Source organism: Nocardia brasiliensis, assembly GCF_011801125.1.
Classification (GTDB): Bacteria; Actinomycetota; Actinomycetes; order Mycobacteriales; family Mycobacteriaceae; genus Nocardia; species Nocardia brasiliensis_C.
In genome coordinates, this window is the sequence record NZ_CP046171.1 from 6783241 (window position 1) to 6804300 (window position 21060).

General features: G+C 66.0%; 18 protein-coding genes and 1 tRNA gene. 4 read left to right on the forward strand and 15 right to left on the reverse strand.

Annotation, left to right across the window (positions count from 1 at the left end; genetic code table 11):
• Positions 1-23 precede the first annotated feature (23 nt).
• Positions 24-896 (forward strand): TetR family transcriptional regulator, encoded by an 873-nt coding sequence (locus F5X71_RS31045; RefSeq protein WP_238816059.1) that lies wholly within the window; start codon positions 24-26, stop codon positions 894-896.
• Between the two features lie 9 nt (positions 897-905).
• Here the strand turns inward: F5X71_RS31045 and F5X71_RS31050 are convergent, their stop codons facing one another.
• Both F5X71_RS31050 and F5X71_RS31055 read right to left on the reverse strand, forming a co-directional pair.
• The gene (locus F5X71_RS31050) at positions 906-2327 is read right to left on the reverse strand and encodes a serine hydrolase domain-containing protein (RefSeq protein WP_167465196.1); all 1422 of its coding nucleotides are present in this window, start codon (positions 2325-2327) and stop codon (positions 906-908) included.
• Positions 2324-3319, reverse strand: a complete 996-nt coding sequence (locus F5X71_RS31055; RefSeq protein WP_167465197.1) for an alpha/beta hydrolase — start codon at positions 3317-3319, stop codon at positions 2324-2326. Before F5X71_RS31055 ends, F5X71_RS31050 begins: the two co-directional genes overlap by 4 nt.
• 771 nt (positions 3320-4090) lie before the next feature.
• Between F5X71_RS31055 and F5X71_RS31060 the strand changes: the two genes are divergently transcribed.
• Together F5X71_RS31060 and F5X71_RS31065 are read left to right on the forward strand one after the other, a co-directional pair.
• On the forward strand, positions 4091-4303 hold the full coding sequence (locus F5X71_RS31060) for a hypothetical protein (RefSeq protein WP_167465198.1): 213 nt from the start codon (positions 4091-4093) through the stop codon (positions 4301-4303).
• Positions 4304-5885: 1582 nt separating this feature from the next.
• Positions 5886-7220 (forward strand): cytochrome P450, encoded by a 1335-nt coding sequence (locus tag F5X71_RS31065; protein WP_167465199.1) that lies wholly within the window; start codon positions 5886-5888, stop codon positions 7218-7220.
• A gap of 14 nt (positions 7221-7234) precedes the next feature.
• Here the strand turns inward: F5X71_RS31065 and F5X71_RS31070 are convergent, their stop codons facing one another.
• The 9 genes from F5X71_RS31070 to F5X71_RS31110 form a co-directional block, all read right to left on the reverse strand.
• On the reverse strand, positions 7235-8074 hold the full coding sequence (locus F5X71_RS31070; protein WP_167465200.1) for an ABC transporter permease: 840 nt from the start codon (positions 8072-8074) through the stop codon (positions 7235-7237).
• On the reverse strand, positions 8071-8808 hold the full coding sequence (locus F5X71_RS31075) for an ABC transporter ATP-binding protein (protein ID WP_167465201.1): 738 nt from the start codon (positions 8806-8808) through the stop codon (positions 8071-8073). Before F5X71_RS31075 ends, F5X71_RS31070 begins: the two co-directional genes overlap by 4 nt.
• 16 nt (positions 8809-8824) lie before the next feature.
• Positions 8825-9304, reverse strand: coding sequence for a hypothetical protein (locus F5X71_RS31080; protein WP_167465202.1), 480 nt, complete (start codon positions 9302-9304; stop codon positions 8825-8827).
• A gap of 107 nt (positions 9305-9411) precedes the next feature.
• A complete protein-coding gene (locus F5X71_RS31085) occupies positions 9412-10230 on the reverse strand; it encodes an SAM-dependent methyltransferase (protein ID WP_167465203.1) in 819 nt (272 codons plus the stop codon).
• Between the two features lie 378 nt (positions 10231-10608).
• Positions 10609-11676 carry a hypothetical protein gene (locus F5X71_RS31090; protein ID WP_167465204.1) on the reverse strand — a complete coding sequence of 356 codons (1068 nt, stop codon included), beginning with the start codon at positions 11674-11676 and terminating at the stop codon, positions 10609-10611.
• An 862-nt stretch (positions 11677-12538) separates the two neighbouring features.
• A tRNA-Leu gene (locus F5X71_RS31095) sits at positions 12539-12615 on the reverse strand.
• Between the two features lie 211 nt (positions 12616-12826).
• A complete protein-coding gene (locus F5X71_RS31100) occupies positions 12827-13744 on the reverse strand; it encodes a ribonuclease Z (RefSeq protein ID WP_167465205.1) in 918 nt (305 codons plus the stop codon).
• A gap of 69 nt (positions 13745-13813) precedes the next feature.
• Positions 13814-15310 (reverse strand): amino acid permease, encoded by a 1497-nt coding sequence (locus tag F5X71_RS31105; RefSeq protein ID WP_174817167.1) that lies wholly within the window; start codon positions 15308-15310, stop codon positions 13814-13816.
• A gap of 53 nt (positions 15311-15363) precedes the next feature.
• Positions 15364-16830, reverse strand: coding sequence for a peptide MFS transporter (locus F5X71_RS31110; RefSeq protein ID WP_167465206.1), 1467 nt, complete (start codon positions 16828-16830; stop codon positions 15364-15366).
• 276 nt (positions 16831-17106) lie between these two features.
• On the opposite strand from F5X71_RS31110, the gene F5X71_RS31115 reads away from it, so the two are divergent.
• On the forward strand, positions 17107-17565 hold the full coding sequence (locus F5X71_RS31115; protein WP_167465207.1) for an SRPBCC family protein: 459 nt from the start codon (positions 17107-17109) through the stop codon (positions 17563-17565).
• A gap of 21 nt (positions 17566-17586) precedes the next feature.
• Here the strand turns inward: F5X71_RS31115 and F5X71_RS31120 are convergent, their stop codons facing one another.
• Genes F5X71_RS31120 through eno form a run of 4 tightly spaced genes read right to left on the reverse strand, consistent with a single transcriptional unit; the run spans position 17587 to position 21033 of the window.
• Positions 17587-18534 (reverse strand): Ppx/GppA phosphatase family protein, encoded by a 948-nt coding sequence (locus tag F5X71_RS31120; protein ID WP_167465208.1) that lies wholly within the window; start codon positions 18532-18534, stop codon positions 17587-17589.
• Complete coding sequence (locus F5X71_RS31125; protein WP_167465209.1) at positions 18531-19064, reverse strand: DUF501 domain-containing protein; 534 nt, start codon at positions 19062-19064, stop codon at positions 18531-18533. The genes F5X71_RS31120 and F5X71_RS31125 overlap by 4 nt, the downstream gene beginning before the upstream one ends.
• Complete coding sequence (locus F5X71_RS31130; protein WP_167465210.1) at positions 19061-19729, reverse strand: FtsB family cell division protein; 669 nt, start codon at positions 19727-19729, stop codon at positions 19061-19063. Before F5X71_RS31130 ends, F5X71_RS31125 begins: the two co-directional genes overlap by 4 nt.
• Before the next feature lie 17 nt (positions 19730-19746).
• A complete protein-coding gene (gene eno, locus F5X71_RS31135; RefSeq protein WP_167465211.1) occupies positions 19747-21033 on the reverse strand; it encodes a phosphopyruvate hydratase in 1287 nt (428 codons plus the stop codon).
• Positions 21034-21060 lie beyond the last annotated feature (27 nt).

Below are 21060 nucleotides of genomic sequence, written 5' to 3' on the forward strand. Positions count from 1 at the left end.
TGGTGTACGTTTTCGGGGTGCTTATGGAGACGATGTCGGTCCGTGAGGCGCGTGCGCAGCTGACGAAGATTCTTGCGCGATTTCGGGGCGGCGATCGCACGCCGGTGCGGTTGGGGTCGCATCGCAAGACCGAGGCCGTCCTGGTTCCGGTCGGCGTCTTCGAGGAATTGGCCTCCGGGCATGCCGGGAATCTCGCCGAACCCGTTCCGGCGGAGGAGCCCGCGGCCGACGCGGCGAGTGCGCCCGCTCCCCGTAGCTACGCGGGTCGAGGGGTGGACGCGCGGCGGGCGGAGCGGCGGGCGCGCTTCATCGATGCCGCGCTGACCGTCTACGCGGACAAAGGCTTCGCGAACACCGCGCTGACCGATGTGTGCGCGGCGGCGAAGTTGTCCCGCAGGCAGTTCTACGAATTGTTCGACAGCACAGAGGAACTGCTGGTCGCCGCGTATGACGACTGTCAGCAGTTCTTTCGCACGGCCGCCCTCCAGGCGCTGGCCGGCGCGTCGACCGCGGATCCGGCGTCGATGATGCGCACCGCGATCGACGCGCTCTTCGCCGCGGCGGAGGCGGATCGGCGCCGCATGCGGGTGACCTACGTCGAGATCGTGGGTGCGAGCCGCCAGGTAGAACATCACCGCGAGCAGGTGCGCGAACAGTGGGCAGTGTTCCTCAACGGATTACGCACCCAAATGCTCGGGGTCGCCCCGCTCCCCGAAGACGCGGTGATGTTCGCGACCTCCGCTCTGGTGGGTGCGATGAACGGCCTGATGGCCCGCTGGTGTCTGCACGAACCGGATTATCCGAGAACGGAATTGGTCGACATCACCACCGCGATCATGACGACGCTCCTGTCCGGCGACCCGCCGCGCTGGCGCGCGGGTGCGCCCTCGGCGTGACGCCGACGGTCAACGGGGAGTGTTACCGAGCGCCAGTACCGCTCCCGCGACCTGCCCGCCGACATCGATGATCAATCGGAACACATCGAGCGGAACGGGTTTGCCGTTGCACCACAGGATGTTGCACGCGGTGGAGGCGTAGGGTCCGACGCCGAGCAGGATGCTTGCGGCGTTGACCGGGTCGACCACCTTGGCGAGGTCGTCGAGGCTCTTGATCGGCAGTGGCGGGTGGCCGAGGCCGTAGGGGTCGACATAAGGTTCGGCGGGCACATCCGCGACCGCCGCGGCGATGCGCTGGTAGAGCTCCTTGTTGTCGGGATTGCCGCTGCCGGTGAGCATTCCGACCGGGTTGCTCAGGTCGATGCGCAACGGGATGCCCATGCGGATGACGACCATGTCGCGGCTGGGGATGACGGTGACGAACTGGCCGAGCGCGCCCTCGAAAGAATACATATCGCGCGGCGCGCCGGGAAACTGCGGACGATCGTAGGCAATCGCGGTGGGAACCTCGGTGCCCTTGTAGGTGTCACCGGAGTTGAGCCAGGTGAGGAACCCGTAGCCGGGATTGGCGGCGGTGCCCGTGGTGGCCTGGGCAATGTAGTCAGCGTCGATCAGCTGGTGCGCTGCCCACCGTCCCTGCTGCAGCATGAGCCGGCCAAGTCGCGCCAGATCGTCGGGGCGCATGGCGAGTCCGCCGTTGACCGCCGTATTGCCGCTGCGGTCGCGCAGCCAGATCCAATTACCGCGCTCGATACCCAAGGGCTGGAACAGCTCTCGTTGCGCGTAGTCCTGAAAGTCACTGCCCGTCGTGCGCTTGATGATCTCGGACAGCAGCGCGATGACATTCTGCGCGTATTGAAACGTCGAGTCCGGCGCGTGCTCGGCCGGTGCGGCGAGCGTCTGCAACACCGAATCGGTCTGCAGCCCAGCGAGATCCGCGGGCCAGCTGAAGTGCAGGCCCGTGGTCTGCGTCAGCACCTGTCGCACGGTGAGATCCGCGTGCGCGGCGTCGGCTTGGGGGAAGAACCTCGACAGTGGGTCGTCCACGCCGAAATAGCCCTGCGTGACCGCGCGGCCGACGATCATCGCGGTGACGCCCTTGGTGGCACTGGCCAGCGGCAGCGGCACATTGCCGGTCGGGGTACGGTCGCCGATCAGGCAACCGTGCCGGTAGACCTGCACCGCGACGCCACCCGCGCGAGTGCCGAAGTCGATGGCATCGGTCAGCTTGACCGGATCCATCCGCACGTCTTCCGGGGTCGCCCGCGGAATCGTTTGTCCCGGAGCCGGTTCAGCGCACGTGCTCGCACCGGGCGACTCGGCGTAGGCCGCCGGCGTGCCGAGTGACGCCGCGGCGAGTATGACCGCGGCACACCAGGCCGCGCGGCGCGGCACGGTGAGTCCCCGTGCCGCTGTGCGGGCTTCGGTCATCGGGCGAGTCCGTCCGCGAGGGCGTTGCGTTCGACGCTGAAGAAACTCTTGTCGTCCTTCAACTTCCAGTCGGGGCCGACGAAGAACTGCTTGGCGGTGTCGTCGCCGAAGGCCAGATACTTCAGCCAGGCCAGTGCCACACCGGAGGCCCGGAATCCCTCGGGTCCGTCGACCGGACCGAAGTGCGTCACGCCGCGAGCATTCGCGATCCAGGCCGGCGCGGTGAACTGGGTGTTGTACTCCCACCAGCGAACCCACGCGAAGTCGGGCACGACGAAGTCGTTGTAGCCGGTCAGGTAGAAGGTGGGGACGTGCACCAGCGCACCGATGCTCAGCGGCCCCGGCTGTAGCGCGAGGACGCCGGCGACCCGCAGCTTCGGATCGATCAGCCCCGCGATCGGCGGAAACACCGTCGCGGCCTGTAACGAGGCCTGGCCGCCGCCGGAGTGCCCAGCGAAGACGGTCCGTGACAGATCGACCTTGCCGAACAGCGGGGAATTCGCGTCCCGATTCTGGGCGATTGCCGCCGCCAACCCCAGAGTCGGCATTTCGGGCAGCGAATTGTAGAAGTCGTAGGGCAGCGTCACGACGAAGCCGTGGCTGGCGAAGTACCGCGCCATCGCGTCGTAATTGCCCGGGTTGGACAGGGTTCCGCCGGTGAGCACGATCAGTGGTGCCGTATCCATGGTCGCGATATCGGCCGGGAAGTAGGAGTGCACACCGACCGGCATATCCAGCCCATACGGGAAGGCCGCCGTGCATTGCAGCGTGTCCCTGTTTCCGGCGAGCAGCACGACCATGTGCGCGATCAGCCCCGCCACCGACTGCTGACAGGGGCCGACCCTGGCGCCCGTGACGACCTCGTGCGGCCCCATCGATTCGAAAACACTCTGCACCGTGGTGCCGGGAGCGATCTCCTCCGCGGTCCCGGGCGCGGCCGCCAGCACCGAACCCACCGCTACCGCGATCGCCACCGCGACGGATGCGGCCACGCGCCGCCAAGTATGTACCCCGGCCACGAGTTCCCCTTTCGGGCCGACAAGTCCCACTCAGGCATACCGAACCAGGGGCGACGTCGACCGTTTCAACAGACACGAGTGTGAGACCAGTCCGTCTCACTAATGGGATTACTATTACACACTGTGATGCCGGTCGCAATAGGCGAAGGAGTCGCCGATCACATCGATCAGTGAGAATGACTTGCCGAGCTGCGCATAACCGGCTGCATCCCCTTCTACCAAGCGGCAAAAACAGACCACCCGGCGAATCAGCAACCCGCTATGTGTACACATTCGGGTACACGTCGGCGGCGAGCACCGCCCGGCCGCTGTTTTCGTCGCCGCGACGGACGCACCGACTCCGACATCGAGATTCACTATGTTCTCGGACACCGCGTTTACCACGGCGCACTCAACGACCGGCTACGTGGTTCCTGCCGCAGCGCGCGGTCGGCTACGTCCTGAGCTGGCACGGGCTCGGCTTCTCGGCAACCAGGTCCGCCGCCTGGCGTTCCCCGAAGTGCTCGGCCCACGCCACCACGGCCCCGAACAGGAATCTGGGCCATCGAATTCCACGTACGCGCCGACGGATTCGGCGCCAAGTTCGAAGAACTACTCGTGGTCGACCACGACAAGGCGTACTGGCTCGACGACATCAGCCAAGAACACATCACGATAGACCCCGAGAGCCCCTGAACAATTCACCCGATCGGCACCGAACCAACCCGCCGCGCACCCGCGGCTTCAGACCCGAAGGACTACACAGTGGCCGAAACCAGCAATGCCCACGAGGAAGAGCCCGACCGGCTCGCCGATCTCGAAGAGCCCGACATCGACGGCCCTATACCGCACTCCGCCAAAGATTTCGTCGAAGACTCCAAACCAGGCCAGGGCACGGGCCCCGAGGAACTCACCCCCTTAGGACCCGCCGTAACGCAACAGGACGGGGGATGGAGCGCGACCGCATCCGAGACGTAGCCGTGCGGTGCTGCTCTAGTCAGTCCCAGCCGGCCCGTCTTCATCACTGGAAAAGATCGATATCAGTAGCCAGATGGCGCCGATCGGCCCGGCAATGCACAGTATCCAGTCGTACCACCGCGGACCACCGGTGATGACCACCCAACACGATGGCAAACTCAGAACAAGGTACAAGGTCGGCAAGATGAACTGCTGCCAGACCGGCCACGCCCGCGGTCTGTACATACAGCTCCTTCCGTCGCCGCCCGGAACCAGACCGAGTAGCCAGTTCCAGCTACCAAGCAAGGTGCATATTTACTCTGCGATTTCCAATCCCCTCTATAAGTTTGGCAATAGTACAGCTATCGATCCCGTATTCCAGCTTGACGTTCAAGACAGGCACCGCTGCTATCGAGGCCATTCCGAACGCCCAGACGGCCGCACAGCCACCCCTGCGTGAGCAATCCCTGCGTCGGCCGCCGCGGAACGCAGGGCTCGCCGAACTTGTGGGCAACCGGCGGCGCTATCGAGTTGCCGGTGGTGCGGCAGCGCGATGAAGGATTCGACACGGCCCCACACGGGCCAATGCGCTGCCGTCGCCGCTTCGCCCGGCTTCGGCCAGTGCGATGCTGCCCATTCGCTGAGGCTCGTGCGCTGACCATTCGTCCGGACCACGTCGGTTGCGACCAGTAGGTACGGACTCGGATGGCTGGCTGGATGCTGGGCGCTGTGGTGCGCCACGCGGACAGCTCGACCGAGGTAGCTCACCGAAGCGCATCGCATCGCAAGTCGCCTTCGAGCATTCGGAAGTGTTGAACAGAACCGAGAATTGTTCTGCTGCAGTCATTTTGCATGAGAGTCGATATGGTCGAGGAGTTCGACAAGTCGGATCGGGATACCTGAATCCACCTGCGCCGTAATCGATCTCGACCATTACGGGAAGGACCGCGGCACGTGATCGACATACCGACGCGAGACAGAGCCCAAGACCGCAGACGAGTTGCATGGGGTTTGCTCACGCCAGCGGCACGACCGTGATCTGCACGAACAGAAATAGGTGGCTTTAACTGTGAACGACGCTCGGGCCGTTGACGGTTCGGAAATGGCCAGGGCGGGCCGAGGTCACGGCTAAAGTAGGATGTTGATGGACAACAGGCCTCAACGATTCAGCTCGCTTATCGCCATACGCCAAGGAGCCCGGTGCGGACGATCGGAGAAGTCGGAGCCGCGACCGGCTTGCCGAGAGGCGCGAGGAAATCGTTGCCCGACACGCTGATCCAGGAGTTGGCTATGTCCGACCCGTTCGGAAAGATCGCTTCTCGTAGCTGGGGCGTCCAGGGGTATCGACCGGTGTCGCGCCACCGACAGGCGGTGATGCATGGCGACGGTCGCGATGTGGTGGTAACGGAGACCGTCGCCGTGATAGAACAAGCAGGAGTACATGGTTTGCCGGTACGAGCGCTGTTGCTCCGGTGCCCGCCGGCGAGGTCTTGAACAACTCGGGTACATGCCCTCGACCGTGGCGGGATCGCCGCGGTCGAGGTGGTGATCCGACCACCCGAAGTCTCTGGCCTCGAACGTGCCGATAGAAAGGCAACACGCAGTGGATCTTCATGACGTCCCGCGCGGGCCCGGGCGTTTGCCGGTACTCGGCCACAGTTGGAAAATGTCGCGTGATCCAGTTCAGTTCATGGTCGATCTGGCCGACATCGGAAAAATCGTACGTGTCGATATCGGCAGTCTCGCTGTCTATGTCATCACCGATTTCGAATTGCTCCACCGAATGCTGGTGGAGAACCCCGATGCCTATGAGCGAGGGCTCCTCTTCGAGCGGATCCGGCTCATCTTCGGAGAATCGCTGATCGTCGCGGACGGTCAGCAGCACAGGGATCTTCGCCGCATGCTGCAACCGGCGTTCCACCGGCCGAAGCTGGAAAACTACGCGCCTATCATCAAGCGTAATGCGGACGCACTGGCGAATTCGTGGCAGCCGGGCCAGATTGTCGAGGCCCGTGCCGCACTGCTGGAATTGGTGATCACCAATCTGCTCGAGTCCATGTTCTCGCACAAACCCGATGCCGCGGAGCTACAACTCATCTCGAGCCTGATCTCGGACATAGGCGCGGGCGCCATAGTAGGCAGCATACTGCCCAAGAAACTGGCGAGTCTGCCCTTGCGGGTGAACCGCAAATTCCTGTCGGCCGGAACGCAACTACGCGGCTACTGTCAGGAACTGATCGTCGCGCGCCGGGCCAGCGGTGACCGCCGGGACGACCTAATCGATACCCTGCTGTATTCGCCCGAGAACGAACACCACAGCGACAAGTTCTTGGCGGAACAGGCCGTGACCATTCTCTTCGGCGGAATCGACGCCACGACGGCCACGCTGACCTGGGTTCTGTACGAGGTGTCGCAGCGTCCTGCGGTGGCTTCGACGCTGCGGCAAGAGATCTTCGCCGCAGGCGAACTCGGCCCGCAGAGCCTCGATCAACTCGATTTCCTGAACCGATTCCTCAACGAGGTCACCCGAATCCATTCGCCGCTGTTGCAGACGAGACGAAGCACCACCGCGGTCGAACTCGGCGGTTTCACATTCCCCGAGGGGACCAATATCGGCTACAGCATCGCGGCTATTCACCGCAACCCGCACCTCTTCACCGAGCCGGACACCTTCGACCCTGATCGGTGGTCGCCGACCGGCTCCGCGGCGAAATGCAAGAGCTTCGCCCCGTTCAGCATCGGCAATCAGAAGTGCATCGGTCACAATTATGCCTGGATAGCGTTGCAAACGACGGTGCACAGTCTGCTGTCGAAGTGGGAGTTCCAACCGGTCGCCACCGAGAAGCTGCGGCGGGTCATGGGCCCGATCCCCGCGATGGGGAGGCTTCCGCTCGAGGTTCGACCGGTCTCGGTGTTATCCCCCCGACAAAAACTCTGACGGCCCCTGCTCGGTCAGGGTGCGCCTGATTTGGTGAGCGTTGTTCTGCGGAGTCCGGACACCCGGCGGATGAGGATCGGCAGCACGGCTGTCGCGACGAAAACGGCGACTGCCACGAGGACGAAGTACAGCAGCGAACCGTTGCGGCCGAAGCGCGGGAGGAAGGCGACTTCCTGCCCGGTCGCGGCGACGGCGTTGAGGAACGGCGCGTAGGCCTGCAGCGCGGATCCATGGGGTAGCAGATTGATGGAGTTCTCGACTACATACACCCAGAACAGCAGCACGGCGACGGCGGCGGATGGGGTGCGAATCAGCGACCCGACCGCGACACCGACGCCGCACGCGGCGAACGCATAGCACGGGACGGTCCAGAGGAACCGGATACCGGCGGAGTCGGTGATGTCGACATTCCCATAGATCTGGGGGAACTGGTGCGGCAGCGTGACCATGACGACGACGAGCAGCACCACCGTCGATATCGCCGTGATGGCGCCGTAGTAGATCCACCGGGCCAGCGCGACCGTCCAGGACCGGGGAAACAGAAAGGCGTTGAGATCGCTTGTCTGACCGCGCCATTGGGTGGCGTGGGCGTAGGCGGTGGTGACCATCATGACCGACACGGACATGGTGATCACCCAGTACACCGAGTTGGTGGTGGAGACCGTGGCCAGATAGCTCTGTCCGGGGAGGGTCGCGAGCCTTTCCGCGACGGCGGCGATGCCGAACGTGACGATCAGCGGCAGCGCGAAGGTGAGGGGGACGGCGACTGCCCACAGGAAGCTGCGTCCGGCGGTGCGGGTCCATTCGGCGGCGACGCCGCGGCGAATCAGGGCGGCTGCACCGGGTTTTCTCATGAGGCAACGCCGAACGCGACGTCGGTGGTCAGGCCTGCGATGCGCAGATAGGCGTCCTCCAGGCTGGTCTCGCCCGGCCCCAGGGTGTTCATGAGGTGGGTGAACGGCTGGTCAGCCAGAATGCGCTGACTCCCGATGACGACGATGTGGTCGGCGTTGCGTTCGACCTCATCGAGCAGGTGGGTGGCGACCAGGACACAGGTCCCGGCATCGGCCAGGCGGCGCAGCAGTCCGCGTATCCAGCGGATGCCCGCGATGTCCAGACCATTGAGCGGCTCGTCGAGCAACAGGGTGCGCGGCTCGGAGAGCAGTGCGGCGGCGATGCCGACGCGCTGGAGCATGCCGAGCGAATAGTGCCCCAGCCGACGATCGGCCACCCGGACGAGGTCGACGAGTTCGAGGACCTCGCCGACCCGATCGGTGGAAAGTCCACGGGCACGGGCGATCCAGCGCAGGTGCCGACGCGCGGTGTGGCGGGGGTCGAAGGCTCGGTAGTTGAGATGCATGCCGAGCGTCTCCGGTGTGGCCTGGTGAGCCCGGACGAGAGCACCGTCGACCTCGACGGTGCCGGCGGTAGGCGAGATGACGCCGCAGATACACCGCAGCAGCGTGGTCTTGCCGGTGCCGTTGAGACCGATCAGGTAGGTCAGCGCCCCGTCCGCCACGGTCAGTTCGGGGACTTCGAGGACGGTGACGCCTGGATAGCTCAGGGTGAGGTCACGGATATCGATCACGGTGCTCGGCGGCCGGTCAGAAGTCGCAGCCCATAGCCAGCCCCACGGCCTTGACGCCCTCGCACACGGAGCTGTTGGACAGCTTCCAGACGCCGTCGAGACGCTTCCAGACCACGCGCGCAACCAGATCCGGCTGTCCCGCCGACTTGCTGCGCAGCATGGCGGTGTGCACGTTGCCGTCGTGGGTCTCCGGACCGGAGACCTCATTCGACCCGCGCGGCGCGCGGTACCAGCCGATGTTGTAAAGGGTGCGCGCGACCACAACCGCACGCATGCCGCCTTCCATATGGGCGGCCTTGGCCTCGTCGGAGCCGGGCAATTCAATCAGAAAAGCGAGTTGGTCATCGAGTTCCTGGAGGGTGGGGACATCCGAGGTAATGAGATCTCCGGGAGCGGCGGCCGCGATAGGGGCATTGACAATAGATACGCCGGACGTGACTACGGTAACCGAAACAATAGTTGACACGATACCAGCGACAGTTTTGAGGGTCTTCATCAATTCATCCTCTGATCGACTGGGACAGCAATCTGATGCACGCTCGAATGTGTGGGCGTCCAACAACAATTGGCATGTCAGAGATTACTCCGATCCGTCCCGGATACTCAGGGTTTGCGCCCGATTCCACCGAGCATGACCATTCGGGTATCCGGCAAGTCCGGACGCAACCACTGCTGCACCGGCACCACACCGGGTTCGAACAACTCGAAGCCGGCGAGGAATGCCTCGGTCTGCGCGGTGGAGCGGAAGGCGACCTGCGCGGAAGTCTCCTTGTTGGCGGCGAGCACCTCGAGTATCTCCGGGGCGGAATCGAGCGAGCCGTGGGTGAGCGCCACGTAGCTGCCCGGCGCCATGTGATCACGGAAGGTGGCCATGATATCGGCGGGACGCTCGTCGTCCATGACGTAATGCAGGACGCTGATGAGCGTGATGGCCACCGGCTCGTCGAAGTCGATCAGACTCTCGCTCTTCAGCTTATCGAGGATGTCGTGGGGATGGCGAACATCGCCCAGCAGAGCCGAGACGCCCTGCGGGCCCGCCAGCAGCGCGTCGCAATGGACCTGCACGACCGGGTCGTAGTCGACGTACACCACCCGTGCCGACGGCTCGATCTCCCGCGCCACCTCGTGCACGTTGGGCGAATTCGGGATACCGGAGCCCAGATCGACGAACTGACGGATACCGGCCCGCGCGGCCATCTCGACCGCTTTGAGCATGAAGCTCCGGGTGAACCAGGCCAAGGTCTTGAGTTCGGGTGCGCGAGAGAGCATTTGGTTGGCTACATCGCGGTCGGTGTCTTGATTGTCCTTCCCGCCCAACAGGTAGTCGTATACCCGGGCAGAATTCGGCTGCCCGACGTCGAACGGGTGTGGGGTTCGGCTGCTCTCCAACGTAGGCCCTTCAGTTCCATCGACCACAGGCATAACCGTAGCCGATCGGCACCTCAGACGGGTGCTCCTCTAGAGATCTGTCGTCCGGATGTGGTGGAAATACGCATTACTCGCACGAGGCGCAGGCCCTGCCTGGCCGATCCGGCCGCCCGATCCAAGCCATCACGAACCATGCTCCGACACAACACAATCCAATACTCTACGCCGAAGCGACCAGCATCTACTCCCCAGTTCTGGCGCCGGCCAGGCTCGCCGTGCGCCCGGCGCGACGAAGAGTTCGCCGCTACCGGCGTTCGTGTGCCACTGTCGACAGCCCTGTTGACGACGCTTACCACGCGATGATCGAGCGGGAGTGCCGCTGCCGGGTACGGTGCCGACCGCAGTTTCGCGCGTTCGCCTCGGTTGCGCCGCTCACGAGTCCGTTTCGGCCAGGGCGACCGCGTGCGCTACCGCGGACCGCGCGGCTTCGATGGTTGTATAGCGGCCTAGACCGCAGGGGGCCGCGACGTCCAACGTACCGCCGTAGGCCGCCTCCGCCGCCGCCAGACTCTGTCGCGCTTGCGCGAGCGGCTGCGTCGGATGTGCGAGCCCGGCGATAACACGCGTGGTGGCAGGCAATTCGAGGCGCGCCATGGGTGCGTAGTACCGCGACCGAACCGGCGCCTGCTTGCCGTCGCCGATGGGCATGTGGATGAAATCGAGATGCCTGCCCGCGGGCCAGTATCGCGCTATCGCGTTGGCCAGCGCGACGACCGCGGCCGCGGACCTCGGCGCCACGACCGGCTTGCCCTCGAGGCTCCCGAAGCACAGGTGCACACCGAAATGGGAATCATGCGGTGCCCGTGCGACGAGACGTCCGATCGCCCGTCCCACCGCGTTGGCCAAGCGGCGCCGCAGAAAGGGGGGCGCCCCCGCACAGAGGAGCGTCTCCGCCGCCAGTTCCAATTGGAATACGACGTTGTCCCGCAACGCCGCATCGATGCGGACGATCTCCCGGACAGTGGCGTCGAAGATCGGGCGATAATAGGGGAAGGCTCGGTCCCCACGGCTGCCGGAGCGGCGGCGCGGCGTGAGCATCCGCGCCTCGAAGGCGATGAAGCCGATGACAAAGGGCGTCGGAATGCCTACTTGCAACCGAAGTCCGGGATCGGTTCGACGCATGTCGGCCAACGCTTCCCCGGCACGCACCGCCTCCTGCGCGTATCCGAGCGCGGCGTCGAGATCAGCCTCGGCAAGCGCCCGGCCCTCCCGCAGCCGGAACGTGTCCCTGGACCGCAGCGTCGACCAATCACCGCGACGCACGGGTGCCAGCGCCGGGAACTTGCCGAGCCGATCGATGATGGGTCTGACATACCATTGGGCGCGATATGGATCCGCTTCACCGCCCGGGACCATGCCGTCCAGGAATTCGCCTGCGGTATCGACAGCGAACGCCATCGCCTTCTCTGGACTGTCCAACTGAGTGGGCAAGCTGCCCACGAAGTGAATCCTACGCTTAGGCTGCACAGCGCCAGTGTCGCATATCACCCGCCCCGGTATGTAAACGTTCGCCGTGTCACCGGCTCGCGCCCGCGAACCGAGTCCGCGGTCGATCGCGCCCGACTAACCCGTTCGCCACAGTACGCTCCGCGGATTCCATGTAATACAAAGCGACGGAACACTTTTACCCGCTCCCGGCCGGATCGGCGCGTTCATCGGAGGCTTGCGCGTTTCGCGAAATCGAGCAACAAGAATCGGTGTCACGACACAACTGATGGGTTACTTTTCCTCGCTGAGGCAGCGACGAATCCGCCCACCGCACGCGGCCGGATTCGGCACGCCCAGACGATCAGCGCCAACTCGGCCGCCGATTCCTGTTCTCTTGCCGGGGATTTGGCCAGGCCGCAGTTGTGCGAACCCCCACTCTTCAGCAACGCGAAACTCCGGCGCTAAGGTATCGCCGCGTACCCCACGGCGACCCGACCCGTTGCCATGAACCAGCACACGGTCGCGTCCGGCAACTCCGGCGAATAGGAACGGCCGCCTTCCGCGACGGACTGCCGAGCTGAGCTGAATTCGAAGGGCACGGTCGCATAGTCATTGTGCGGGTGCGCCGATTTCCGCGCCCCCTGGGCCACGATGAATATCCCACTGTCGGCCCGACCACGGCCTCGGTTCGGACCTGTACCACGGCAGCGGTCCGGCACCTCGACGAGCAGGACTACCGACAGCTCATTCATACTCCTATGGGCCCACCACAGACGCTGGCACCAGAATCAGCCTGTCGCGGACTCAGTGCGAACCCGATAACCGCGCTGACCAGGCCGACGACGCAGAAGAAGGCTCTTCACCTGCGGGTTCGTGGTGCCCCCAGTCGGACTCGAACCGACACTTGGCGGATTTTAAGTCCGCTGCCTCTGCCAATTGGGCTATGGGGGCCGTCCGGGACAGACTACCGAGTCGTACGGTTGTACCGGAATTCTGAGGGTTGAAGATGGGCAATGTGTCGTATATGGGAGTGGGGAAGTCGGGCAGTTGACCAATGTCGTGCCGACCGGTTGCTCTGAAATCGCATGGTCGCGAACCGGTTTGGGCGGGGTGGCGGCCGAGCGGCGAGTGGGGACGGCGGCGGGGGCGCTGTCCAGTGGGCTTATCGCCGCGGGGGTAAGGGGATGCGGGTGAGATCGGTGGCGATGTGGATCGGGCCGGTGAAGTGGGCGCGGGCTTCAGCGAGATGGACCGACAGGTCGCGGTAGCGCTGGGAAAAGTGGGTGAGCACGAGAGTGTGCGTGCCTGCCGCGGCGGCGACGCGCGCGGCTTGGCCCGCGGTGAGGTGACCGTATTCGGCGGCGAGCCGCGCCTCGGCGTCGAGGAAGGTGGCCTCGATGACGAGCAGGTCGGTGTCGGCCGCGAGTTCGTGGACGCCGTCGCAGAGCCCGGTGTCCATCACGAAGGCGAAGCGCTGACCGCGCCGCGGCTCGCTGACCTCGTCGAGAGTGATGGTGCGGTCGGACAATTCGATGCTGCCCCGCTGCTGCAACTGAGCGATGACCGGACCGCGCAGGCCGAAGTGGAGCAGCCGATCGGGCAGGATGCGACGGCCGTCCGGTTCGGTGAGCCGGTAGCCGAAGGTGTCGACGGGGTGGGCGAGCGGCACGGCCGAGACGGTGAACGGCGCGTCGGGAAAGTCCACGGCGCCGGCGCGCTCGATCGGACGCGGGCGCAGTTCGGCCCGGTGAAAGTAGGAGGTGGCGTTGACCAGGCGGTCGTAATAGTCGAGGCCGGAGGCCGGGAAGCACACGTCCACCGGGTGCGGCACCTTGTCGAGATTGATCCGCTGCACCACCCCGGCCAGCCCGAGGCTGTGGTCCCCGTGGAAATGGGTGATCGCGATCCTGGTGATGTCGGTGGCCGAGACGCCGGCGTAGGTCATCTGCCGCTGCGTGCCCTCGCCCGGATCGAACAGCACGCCTTCGTCGTCCCAGCGCAGCAGATATCCGTTGTGGTTGCGCTGCTTCGTCGGTACCTGGCTGGCGGTACCGAGCACTACGAGCTCCCGCTGCGACACCCGTGCCACGCTACTGGTTTCGAGTCGTGCGGGTGGCACGGGCGCGAGGCGTCCGTGCCACCACACGAACTACTCGACCGGTTCCTTGCCGAGCAGGGAGTGCCTGCGGCTGTAGGCGAAGTAGATGACGAAGCCCAATGCCATCCAGATGACGAACCGCAACCAGGTCTCCACGGACAGGTTCAGCATCAGCCAGAAGCAGGCCAGCACGGCGAGCACCGGGATCACCGGAACCAGCGGAACGCGGAAACCACGCGGCAGGTCGGGCCGGGTGCGACGCAGCACGAGCACGCCGATGGAGACCAGCACGAAGGCGAACAGCGTGCCGATGTTGACCATTTCCTCCAGCGTGCCGAAGTCGACGAACCCGGCGAGCACCGCGCAGACAACGCCGACGATCGCGGTGATCCGCACCGGCGTGCCCTTGCCGCCGGTGTGCGCCAGCTTGCGCGGCATCAGCCCGTCGCGCGACATCGCGAACAGCACTCGGGTCTGGCCGAGGAACATCACCATCACCACGGTGGTGAGGCCGGCCAGCGCGCCGATCGAGATGATGTTCTTCACCCAGGTATCGCCGTGGATCGCGAAAGCCGTTGCCAGCGTGGCGTTGTCACCGGCGAGCTCGGTGTAGGGCACCATGCCGGTGAGCACAAGCGAGACCGCGACGTAGAGGATGGTGACGATCAGCAGCGAGCCGAGGATGCCGCGCGGCACCGCCTTCTGCGGGTTCTTGGTCTCTTCCGCGGTCGTGGCGACCACGTCGAAGCCGATGAACGCGAAGAACACCAGGCTGGCCGCGGCGAGCAGGCCGTACCAGCCGAACGTGCTGTGCCCGGCGCCGGTCAGGTAGGAGAACAGCGACTGGCGCAGGCCCTCGCCCTCCGCACCCGGCTGCGACGGCGGCACGTACGGCGTCAGGTTCTCCGACTTGAAGTAGGTGATACCGACGATCAGCACCAGCGCGATCACGCTCAGCTTGATCGCCACCGCCACCGCCGAGACCCGCGAGGACACCTTGGTCCCGGTGGCGAGCAGCACGCCGAGCACCGCGATCAGCAGCACCGCGCCCCAGTCGAACGACACCGAGCCGATGTGCAGGATCGGCGTCGTGCCCATCACCTCGCCGAGGTACTGCGACCAGCCCTTGGCCACCACGGAGGTGGCGAGCGCGAACTCCAGGATCAGGTCCCAGCCGATGATCCAGGCGACGAGCTCACCAAAAGTGGCGTAGGAGAACGTGTACGCGCTGCCCGCCACCGGAACCGTCGAGGCGAACTCCGCGTAGCAGAGCGCGGTGAGCCCGCAGGCGATCGCCGCGAAGACGAACGCCAGCGACACCGACGGCCCGGCGACATTGCCCGCGGTGCGCGCGGTGAGCGTGAAGATGCCCGCGCCGATCACCACCGCGACGCCGAAGACCGTCAGGTCCCATGCGGTCAGGTCCTTGCGGAGCTTGGAGTCGGGCTCGTCGGTGTCCCTGATCGACTGTTCGACGGATTTCGTCCGGAACAGACCGCCCCATCTGGTCTGCTGTCCGATTGCGTCGTCCGGCTCGCGGATCGCCACACGTTCTCCTCACTCTGGTCTTACGGTCTAGCTGGTTCTATGGCCGGTCGGGGTTAGTGCACGCCTGCCATGTGCTTGCTGATCCTCGGTGCGATCGCGGCCACGACCACTCCGGCGCACACCGCTACGGCGCCGATGATGCCGAAGTAGGCGATTTCGTGGTCTTGGTCATAGAACCGAGCCAAAGTACCCGACATCGAGGTACCGATGCCAACCGAGAAAAAGTACAGCGCCATCATCTGTGCCCGGAAAGCTTCCGGCGCAAGCTGGGTGGTGACTGCAAGACCGATCGGCGAGAGCAGCAGCTCCGAGACGGCGAAACCGCCCATCACGACGAGCACGAGCAGCGCGGGCACCGTCGCGCCGCTGAAGCCGGCCAGCGGCACGAACAACAGGAACGCCAGGCCCATGCCGATCACGCCGAACGCGAACTTGCGCGGCGTGCTCGGGGCGCGCGAACCGAGCTTGGTCCACAGGATGGCGAACAGCGGCGACAGGGTGATGACCCAGACCGGCTCGACCGAACCGATCCAGTTGGACGGGGCGGTCCAGCCGAAGATGTTCCAGTTCATCCGTTCGTCGGAGTACACCGCGAGCACCGTGAAGATCTGCTGGAACAGCGACCAGAACACCGCGTTGGCGATGAACAGCGGGATGAACGCGCGCACCCGGCTGCGTTCGATCGGCGTCACCTTGGCGTTGGTCAGCATGACCACGAAGTAGATGACCGAGGCAACGGCGATCACGATGGTGGTCGCGTCCGGCAGGTTGTCCAGGGTCACCAGGCCGATCGCCCACGCGACGGCGACGAGCGCCCCGGCCGCCGCGACCAGGCCGAGCACCGGACCGATCGCGGTGCGCGGCAACGGGTTCGGCACCTCGCGCCCGTGCGTGCCGAGATTGCGCCGGAAGACCACGTACTGGGCCAGGCCAAGGGTCATGCCGATCGCGGCGGCACCGAATCCGTAGTGGAAGCCCAGCCGCGTCTGCAGCAGGCCGGTGAGCAGCGGGCCGATGAACGCACCGAGATTGATGCCGAGGTAGAACAGCGTGAATCCACCGTCGGCCCGCGCGTCGCCCTTCGGATACAGGGTGCCGAGCAGGGACGAGGCGTTGGCTTTCAGCGCGCCGCTACCCAGCGCGACCAGTACCAGGCCGACCCCGACGCCGGTCAGTCCCGGCAGCACCGCCAGGGCGAGGTGCCCCGCCACCACCACGACGCCGCCGTAGAAGACCGTGCGCTCCATACCGAGGACCCGGTCTGCGATCCAGCCACCGAGCACCGTGGACAGGTAGACGAGGCCGCCGTAGGCGCCGACGATGCCTACTCCGGTGCTTTTCTCGAGTCCGAGTCCGCCCTCTGTCGTGGAGTAGTACAGGTAATAGCCGAGGATGGTGACCATCCCGTAGTAGGAGAATCGCTCCCAGAGCTCCACGCCGAACAAGTTCGTCAAGCCGATCGGGTGACCGAAGACTGTTCGTCCCGGGGTCACCTGTTCGGCGGTTGTTGCTTCCGACATCCTCCGACCATCCCATGTTTGCGGCGAATTGTGGGCATCCACACACGAAATTAACCTTCCCCAGTCGAACATCGAGGTGTCGTCGCCGTGTTATGCCGAATTTGTATCGCCGAATCCTGCAATGATCAGAATCGCAGCACATTCTGATAGTAGATCCCCTGAAGTCGCGGGCCCGGCCCGCCGCCGTTTTCGGCCTCAGACACTGGGCATGCCGGAACCAGCGGGGCACGATGGCGAGCAGCGCCCGGCCCGCCCGACGACGAAAGTGACGTTGCGATGGATCCTGTCGAGATCACGGTGTCCGCCTCTGCCGAGGACACGTTCGCGGTACTGGCCGACGGTTGGCTGTACCCACTCTGGGTGGTCGGCGCCTCGCATATTCGCGATGTCGATCCGGGCTGGCCGAAGGTCGGCACCCGGATCCATCACAGCGTCGGTCCGTGGCCGCTGAACCTGTCCGACACCACAAAGGTTCGCGAGGTCGATCCGCCGCGGATGATCGAGCTGGAGGCCAGGCTGTGGCCGGCCGGCTCGGCCTGGATCCGGTTGGAGCTCACCGAGATCGGTGCGCGGCGCACCCGGATCACCATGGCCGAACGAGCGATCAGCGGCCCGGCCGCGTTGATCCCCGCCACGGTGCAGGAACTGGCACTGGCCATGCGCAACAAGGAGTCACTGTCGCGCCTCGCCGATCTGGTGGCCGGCCGGGCGCGCGAGAGCGACCGAAAGACCTAGGCGCATTCGCGATCGGAACGGTCAGGCGATCGAGAGGGCGATCCCGTCGAGGATGTCGTGCTCGCTGACCACGAGCTCGGAAATGCCCGCGCGGCGGGACAGTTCGTCGGCGAGCACCTCGGCGATGACGGCGCCGCCGCCGATCACGTCGACCCGGCCCGGGTGCATGGGGCCGAGGGCGGCGCGCTCGTCGTGCGTCATGGCGATCAGCCGATCGCACACCGCGCGCAGGTCGCTCGCACCGAGGCGGGTGAGATGCACTCGCTCCGAGTCGTATTCGGGCAGATCGAGCGCGACGGCGGCAATGGTGGTCATGGTGCCCGCGACCCCGACCCAGGTGTGCGCGCCATCGACCGGCACCCGCGCGAAGGCCTCGGTCAGCCGTTCGGTGGCGAATTCCCTTGCCGCGGCGACCTGTTCGGCGGTGGGCGGGTTGCCGGGCAGGCAGCGTTCGGTGATCCGCACGCAGCCGATATCAGCCGAGAACGCCGCCCGCACGCCCGTGCTGTCGCCGAACACCAGCTCGGTCGAACCGCCGCCGAGATCGACAACCACGAAAGGCCCTGCGGCGCTGTCGAGTTCACCGATGGCGCCGCGGAACGACAACCGCGCCTCCTCGTCGCCGGTGATCACCTCGGCCTGCGCACCCGGCACCACGGTGCCGAGTTCGGCCCGCGCCATCGCGAAGAAGTCTTCCCGGTTCGCCGCGTCCCTGGTCGCGGAGGTGGCCACCATGCGAACCCGGCCGACACCCGCCTCGCGCATCAGCGTCGCATAGTCGGCCAGCGCGACCCTGGTGCGTTCGATCGCCTCCGGCGCGAGCGAACCGGTCGCGTCGACGCCCTGCCCGAGCCGCACGATGCGCATCTCGCGATGCACGTCGGCCAGCCGTCCGTCGCCGAGCACATCGGCGATCAACAGCCGGATGGAGTTGGTGCCGCAATCGACAGCGGCTACCCGATCGCTCATGCTCGCGCCCCGTCTTCCTGGCTGCCGGCACGCTCGTACTTCGGCCAGTCGGCCGGAATCGCGGTGCCGCGCAATCCATTGTCGGCGGCCAGCGCCACCGCCTCGTCGCCGAACGGGTTCACGCCCGGCCCCTTGGCCAGCGCGTGCGCGATCAGCACGTGCAGGCATTTCACTCGCTCCGGCATGCCGCCGCCGGTGAAATCGGTGCCGAGCGACTCGATCTCGTCGCGCTCGGCCAGATAGCTTTCGTGCGCGGCGCGGTAGGCGGCGGCCAAAGCCGGGTCGCTGCCGAGGCGTTCGGTCATCTCGCGCATCACGCCCGCCGACTCCTGCCTGCTCGCCTCTGCGGTGAGCCGCGGATCGGTCAGGTAGTACAGGGTGGGAAAGGGCGTGCCGTCGGGCAGCCGCGGCGCGGTTTTCACGACGGCCGGGATCCCGTCCGGGGTGCGATAGGCCACCGCGAGCACGCCGCGCGGTTCGCGGCCCAACTGCTTGGCGATGATCGCGAGATCCTGGTCGTTCGGTGTCACCTGGGTCCTTCCGGTCCTGGCGGGGGCGCGGCGGGTGGTTCCGGCACGGGCGTGGTGGTCGCGTCGGGAGTGGGTTGTGGTTCGGAAATGCTGTGCCACAGTTCGGTGTACCAGGGATCGGGTTCCCTGGACTTGGTCACCGCGGTCGGCGGTGCGGCGGCCTCCATGCCGGGCACCTGCACGATGTAGGGGGTCTCGCCGGGCATCACCAGGCGCAGCCGGTCGCGGGCCTCGGACCGGATATAGGCCGGATCCTGCTGCTGGGCCCGGCGATCGCGCAGCCGCGCCAGGTCGGCCTCCAATTCCCTGCGCTGCTGCGCCAATTGGGCGGCCTCGGCCCGCTGGGTGAAGTACGTGCGCATCGGCACGGCCAGGGTCAGCGCCAGCGCGCACACCACGATGGCCAGCACCACCGCCTTGCCGGTGGACAGGCCGAGTATGGTGCGCTCGTGTTTGTCCGAGCCGTGCTCGGCGCCGCGGGCGGCCACCTTTTTCGGCGTGGCCTTCTTGTCCTCGGACCGCCTGCGGGCAGCCCGCTTGGCCGCGGCGGGCCGGGCCGCCGTCTCGGTGTCGGACCCGGCCTTGGGCCGCGAGCGGGCGGCACGCGACGTGCGGCGGTCCCCACGCCCGGCTGGACTGGTTCCACGCGCACGTCGCTCCGTCATAGCGAACCCCTGTGTGACTAACCCTCGAAGGCGAAACGCGGGAACGCGGCGTCCCCGGCGTAGCGGGCCGAATCGCCCAGCGCATCCTCGATACGCAACAGCTGGTTGTACTTGGCGACCCGCTCGCTGCGCGCGGGCGCACCGGTCTTGATCTGACCGCTGCCGACCGCGACGGCGAGATCGGCGATCGTGGTGTCCTCGGTCTCGCCGGAACGGTGGCTCATCATGGTCTTGTAGTTGTTGCGGTGCGCGAGCTCCACCGCGTCCAACGTCTCGGTGAGCGTGCCGATCTGGTTCACCTTGACCAGCAGCGCGTTCGCGGCGCCGCGGGCGATGCCCTCCTCGAGGCGCTCGGGGTTGGTGACGAACAGGTCGTCGCCGACGATCTGGATCTTGTCGCCGATCTCGTCGGTGAGCGCGACCCAGCCGTCCCAATCGTCTTCCGAGAGCGGGTCTTCGATGGAGACCAGCGGGTAGGCGCCGAGCAGTTCCGCGTAGAAGGCGGTCATCTCGGCGGCGGTGCGCACGCCGCCCTCGAACTTGTAACCGCTACCCGCGGTGTAGAACTCGGTGGCGGCGACGTCGAGCGCCAGCGCCACGTCGGTGCCGAGCTTGAGGCCGGTCTTGCCGATCGCGGAGCTGATCAGGTCGAGCGCCTCCCTGGTGCCCGCCACGTCGGGGGCGAAACCGCCCTCGTCGCCGAGACCGGTGGACAGGCCCTTCGCCTTCAGCTCGGCCTTGAGCGCGTGGTACACCTCGGCACCCCAGCGCAGCGCCTCCTTGAAGGTGGGCGCGCCGATCGGGGCGACCATGAATTCCTGCACATCGACACTGGTGTCGGCGTGCGCGCCACCGTTGAGGATGTTCATCATCGGCACCGGGAGCACATGCGCGTTCGGGCCACCGAGGTAGCGGAACAGCTCCAGCCCCGAGGACTCGGCGGCGGCACGGGCCACCGCGAGCGAGACCCCGAGCAGCGCGTTCGCGCCGAGGCGGGACTTGTCCGGGGTGCCGTCCAGGTCCAGCAGGACCTGATCCACGGTGCGCTGCTCGACCGCGTCCAAGCCGATCACCGCGGGCGCGATCTCGTCGAGCACACCCTCGACGGCCTTGCGCACGCCCTTGCCGCCGTAGCGATCGCCGCCGTCACGCAGCTCTACGGCCTCGTGCTCGCCGGTGGACGCGCCGGAGGGGACCGCCGCCCTGGTCAAGGTGCCGTCGTCGAGGGCGATCTCGACCTCGACAGTGGGGTTTCCGCGAGAATCGAGGATCTCACGAGCTCCGACCTGTTCGATGATGGCCACGAAAACGACACTCCTTCGGCTGCAGGC

Bases quoted from the DNA above. Each gene is read 5' to 3' on its own strand.
- F5X71_RS31080 (WP_167465202.1), bottom strand. From the start codon at position 9,304: ATGAAGACCCTCAAAACTGTCGCTGGTATCGTGTCAACTATTGTTTCG.
- F5X71_RS31120 (WP_167465208.1), bottom strand. From the start codon at position 18,534: ATGAGCGATCGGGTAGCCGCTGTCGATTGCGGCACCAACTCCATCCGG.
- F5X71_RS31115 (WP_167465207.1), top strand. From the start codon at position 17,107: ATGGATCCTGTCGAGATCACGGTGTCCGCCTCTGCCGAGGACACGTTC.
- F5X71_RS31050 (WP_167465196.1), bottom strand. From the start codon at position 2,327: ATGACCGAAGCCCGCACAGCGGCACGGGGACTCACCGTGCCGCGCCGC.
- F5X71_RS31045 (WP_238816059.1), top strand. From the start codon at position 24: ATGGAGACGATGTCGGTCCGTGAGGCGCGTGCGCAGCTGACGAAGATT.
- F5X71_RS31130 (WP_167465210.1), bottom strand. From the start codon at position 19,729: ATGACGGAGCGACGTGCGCGTGGAACCAGTCCAGCCGGGCGTGGGGAC.
- F5X71_RS31070 (WP_167465200.1), bottom strand. From the start codon at position 8,074: ATGAGAAAACCCGGTGCAGCCGCCCTGATTCGCCGCGGCGTCGCCGCC.
- F5X71_RS31085 (WP_167465203.1), bottom strand. From the start codon at position 10,230: ATGCCTGTGGTCGATGGAACTGAAGGGCCTACGTTGGAGAGCAGCCGA.
- F5X71_RS31110 (WP_167465206.1), bottom strand. From the start codon at position 16,830: ATGTCGGAAGCAACAACCGCCGAACAGGTGACCCCGGGACGAACAGTC.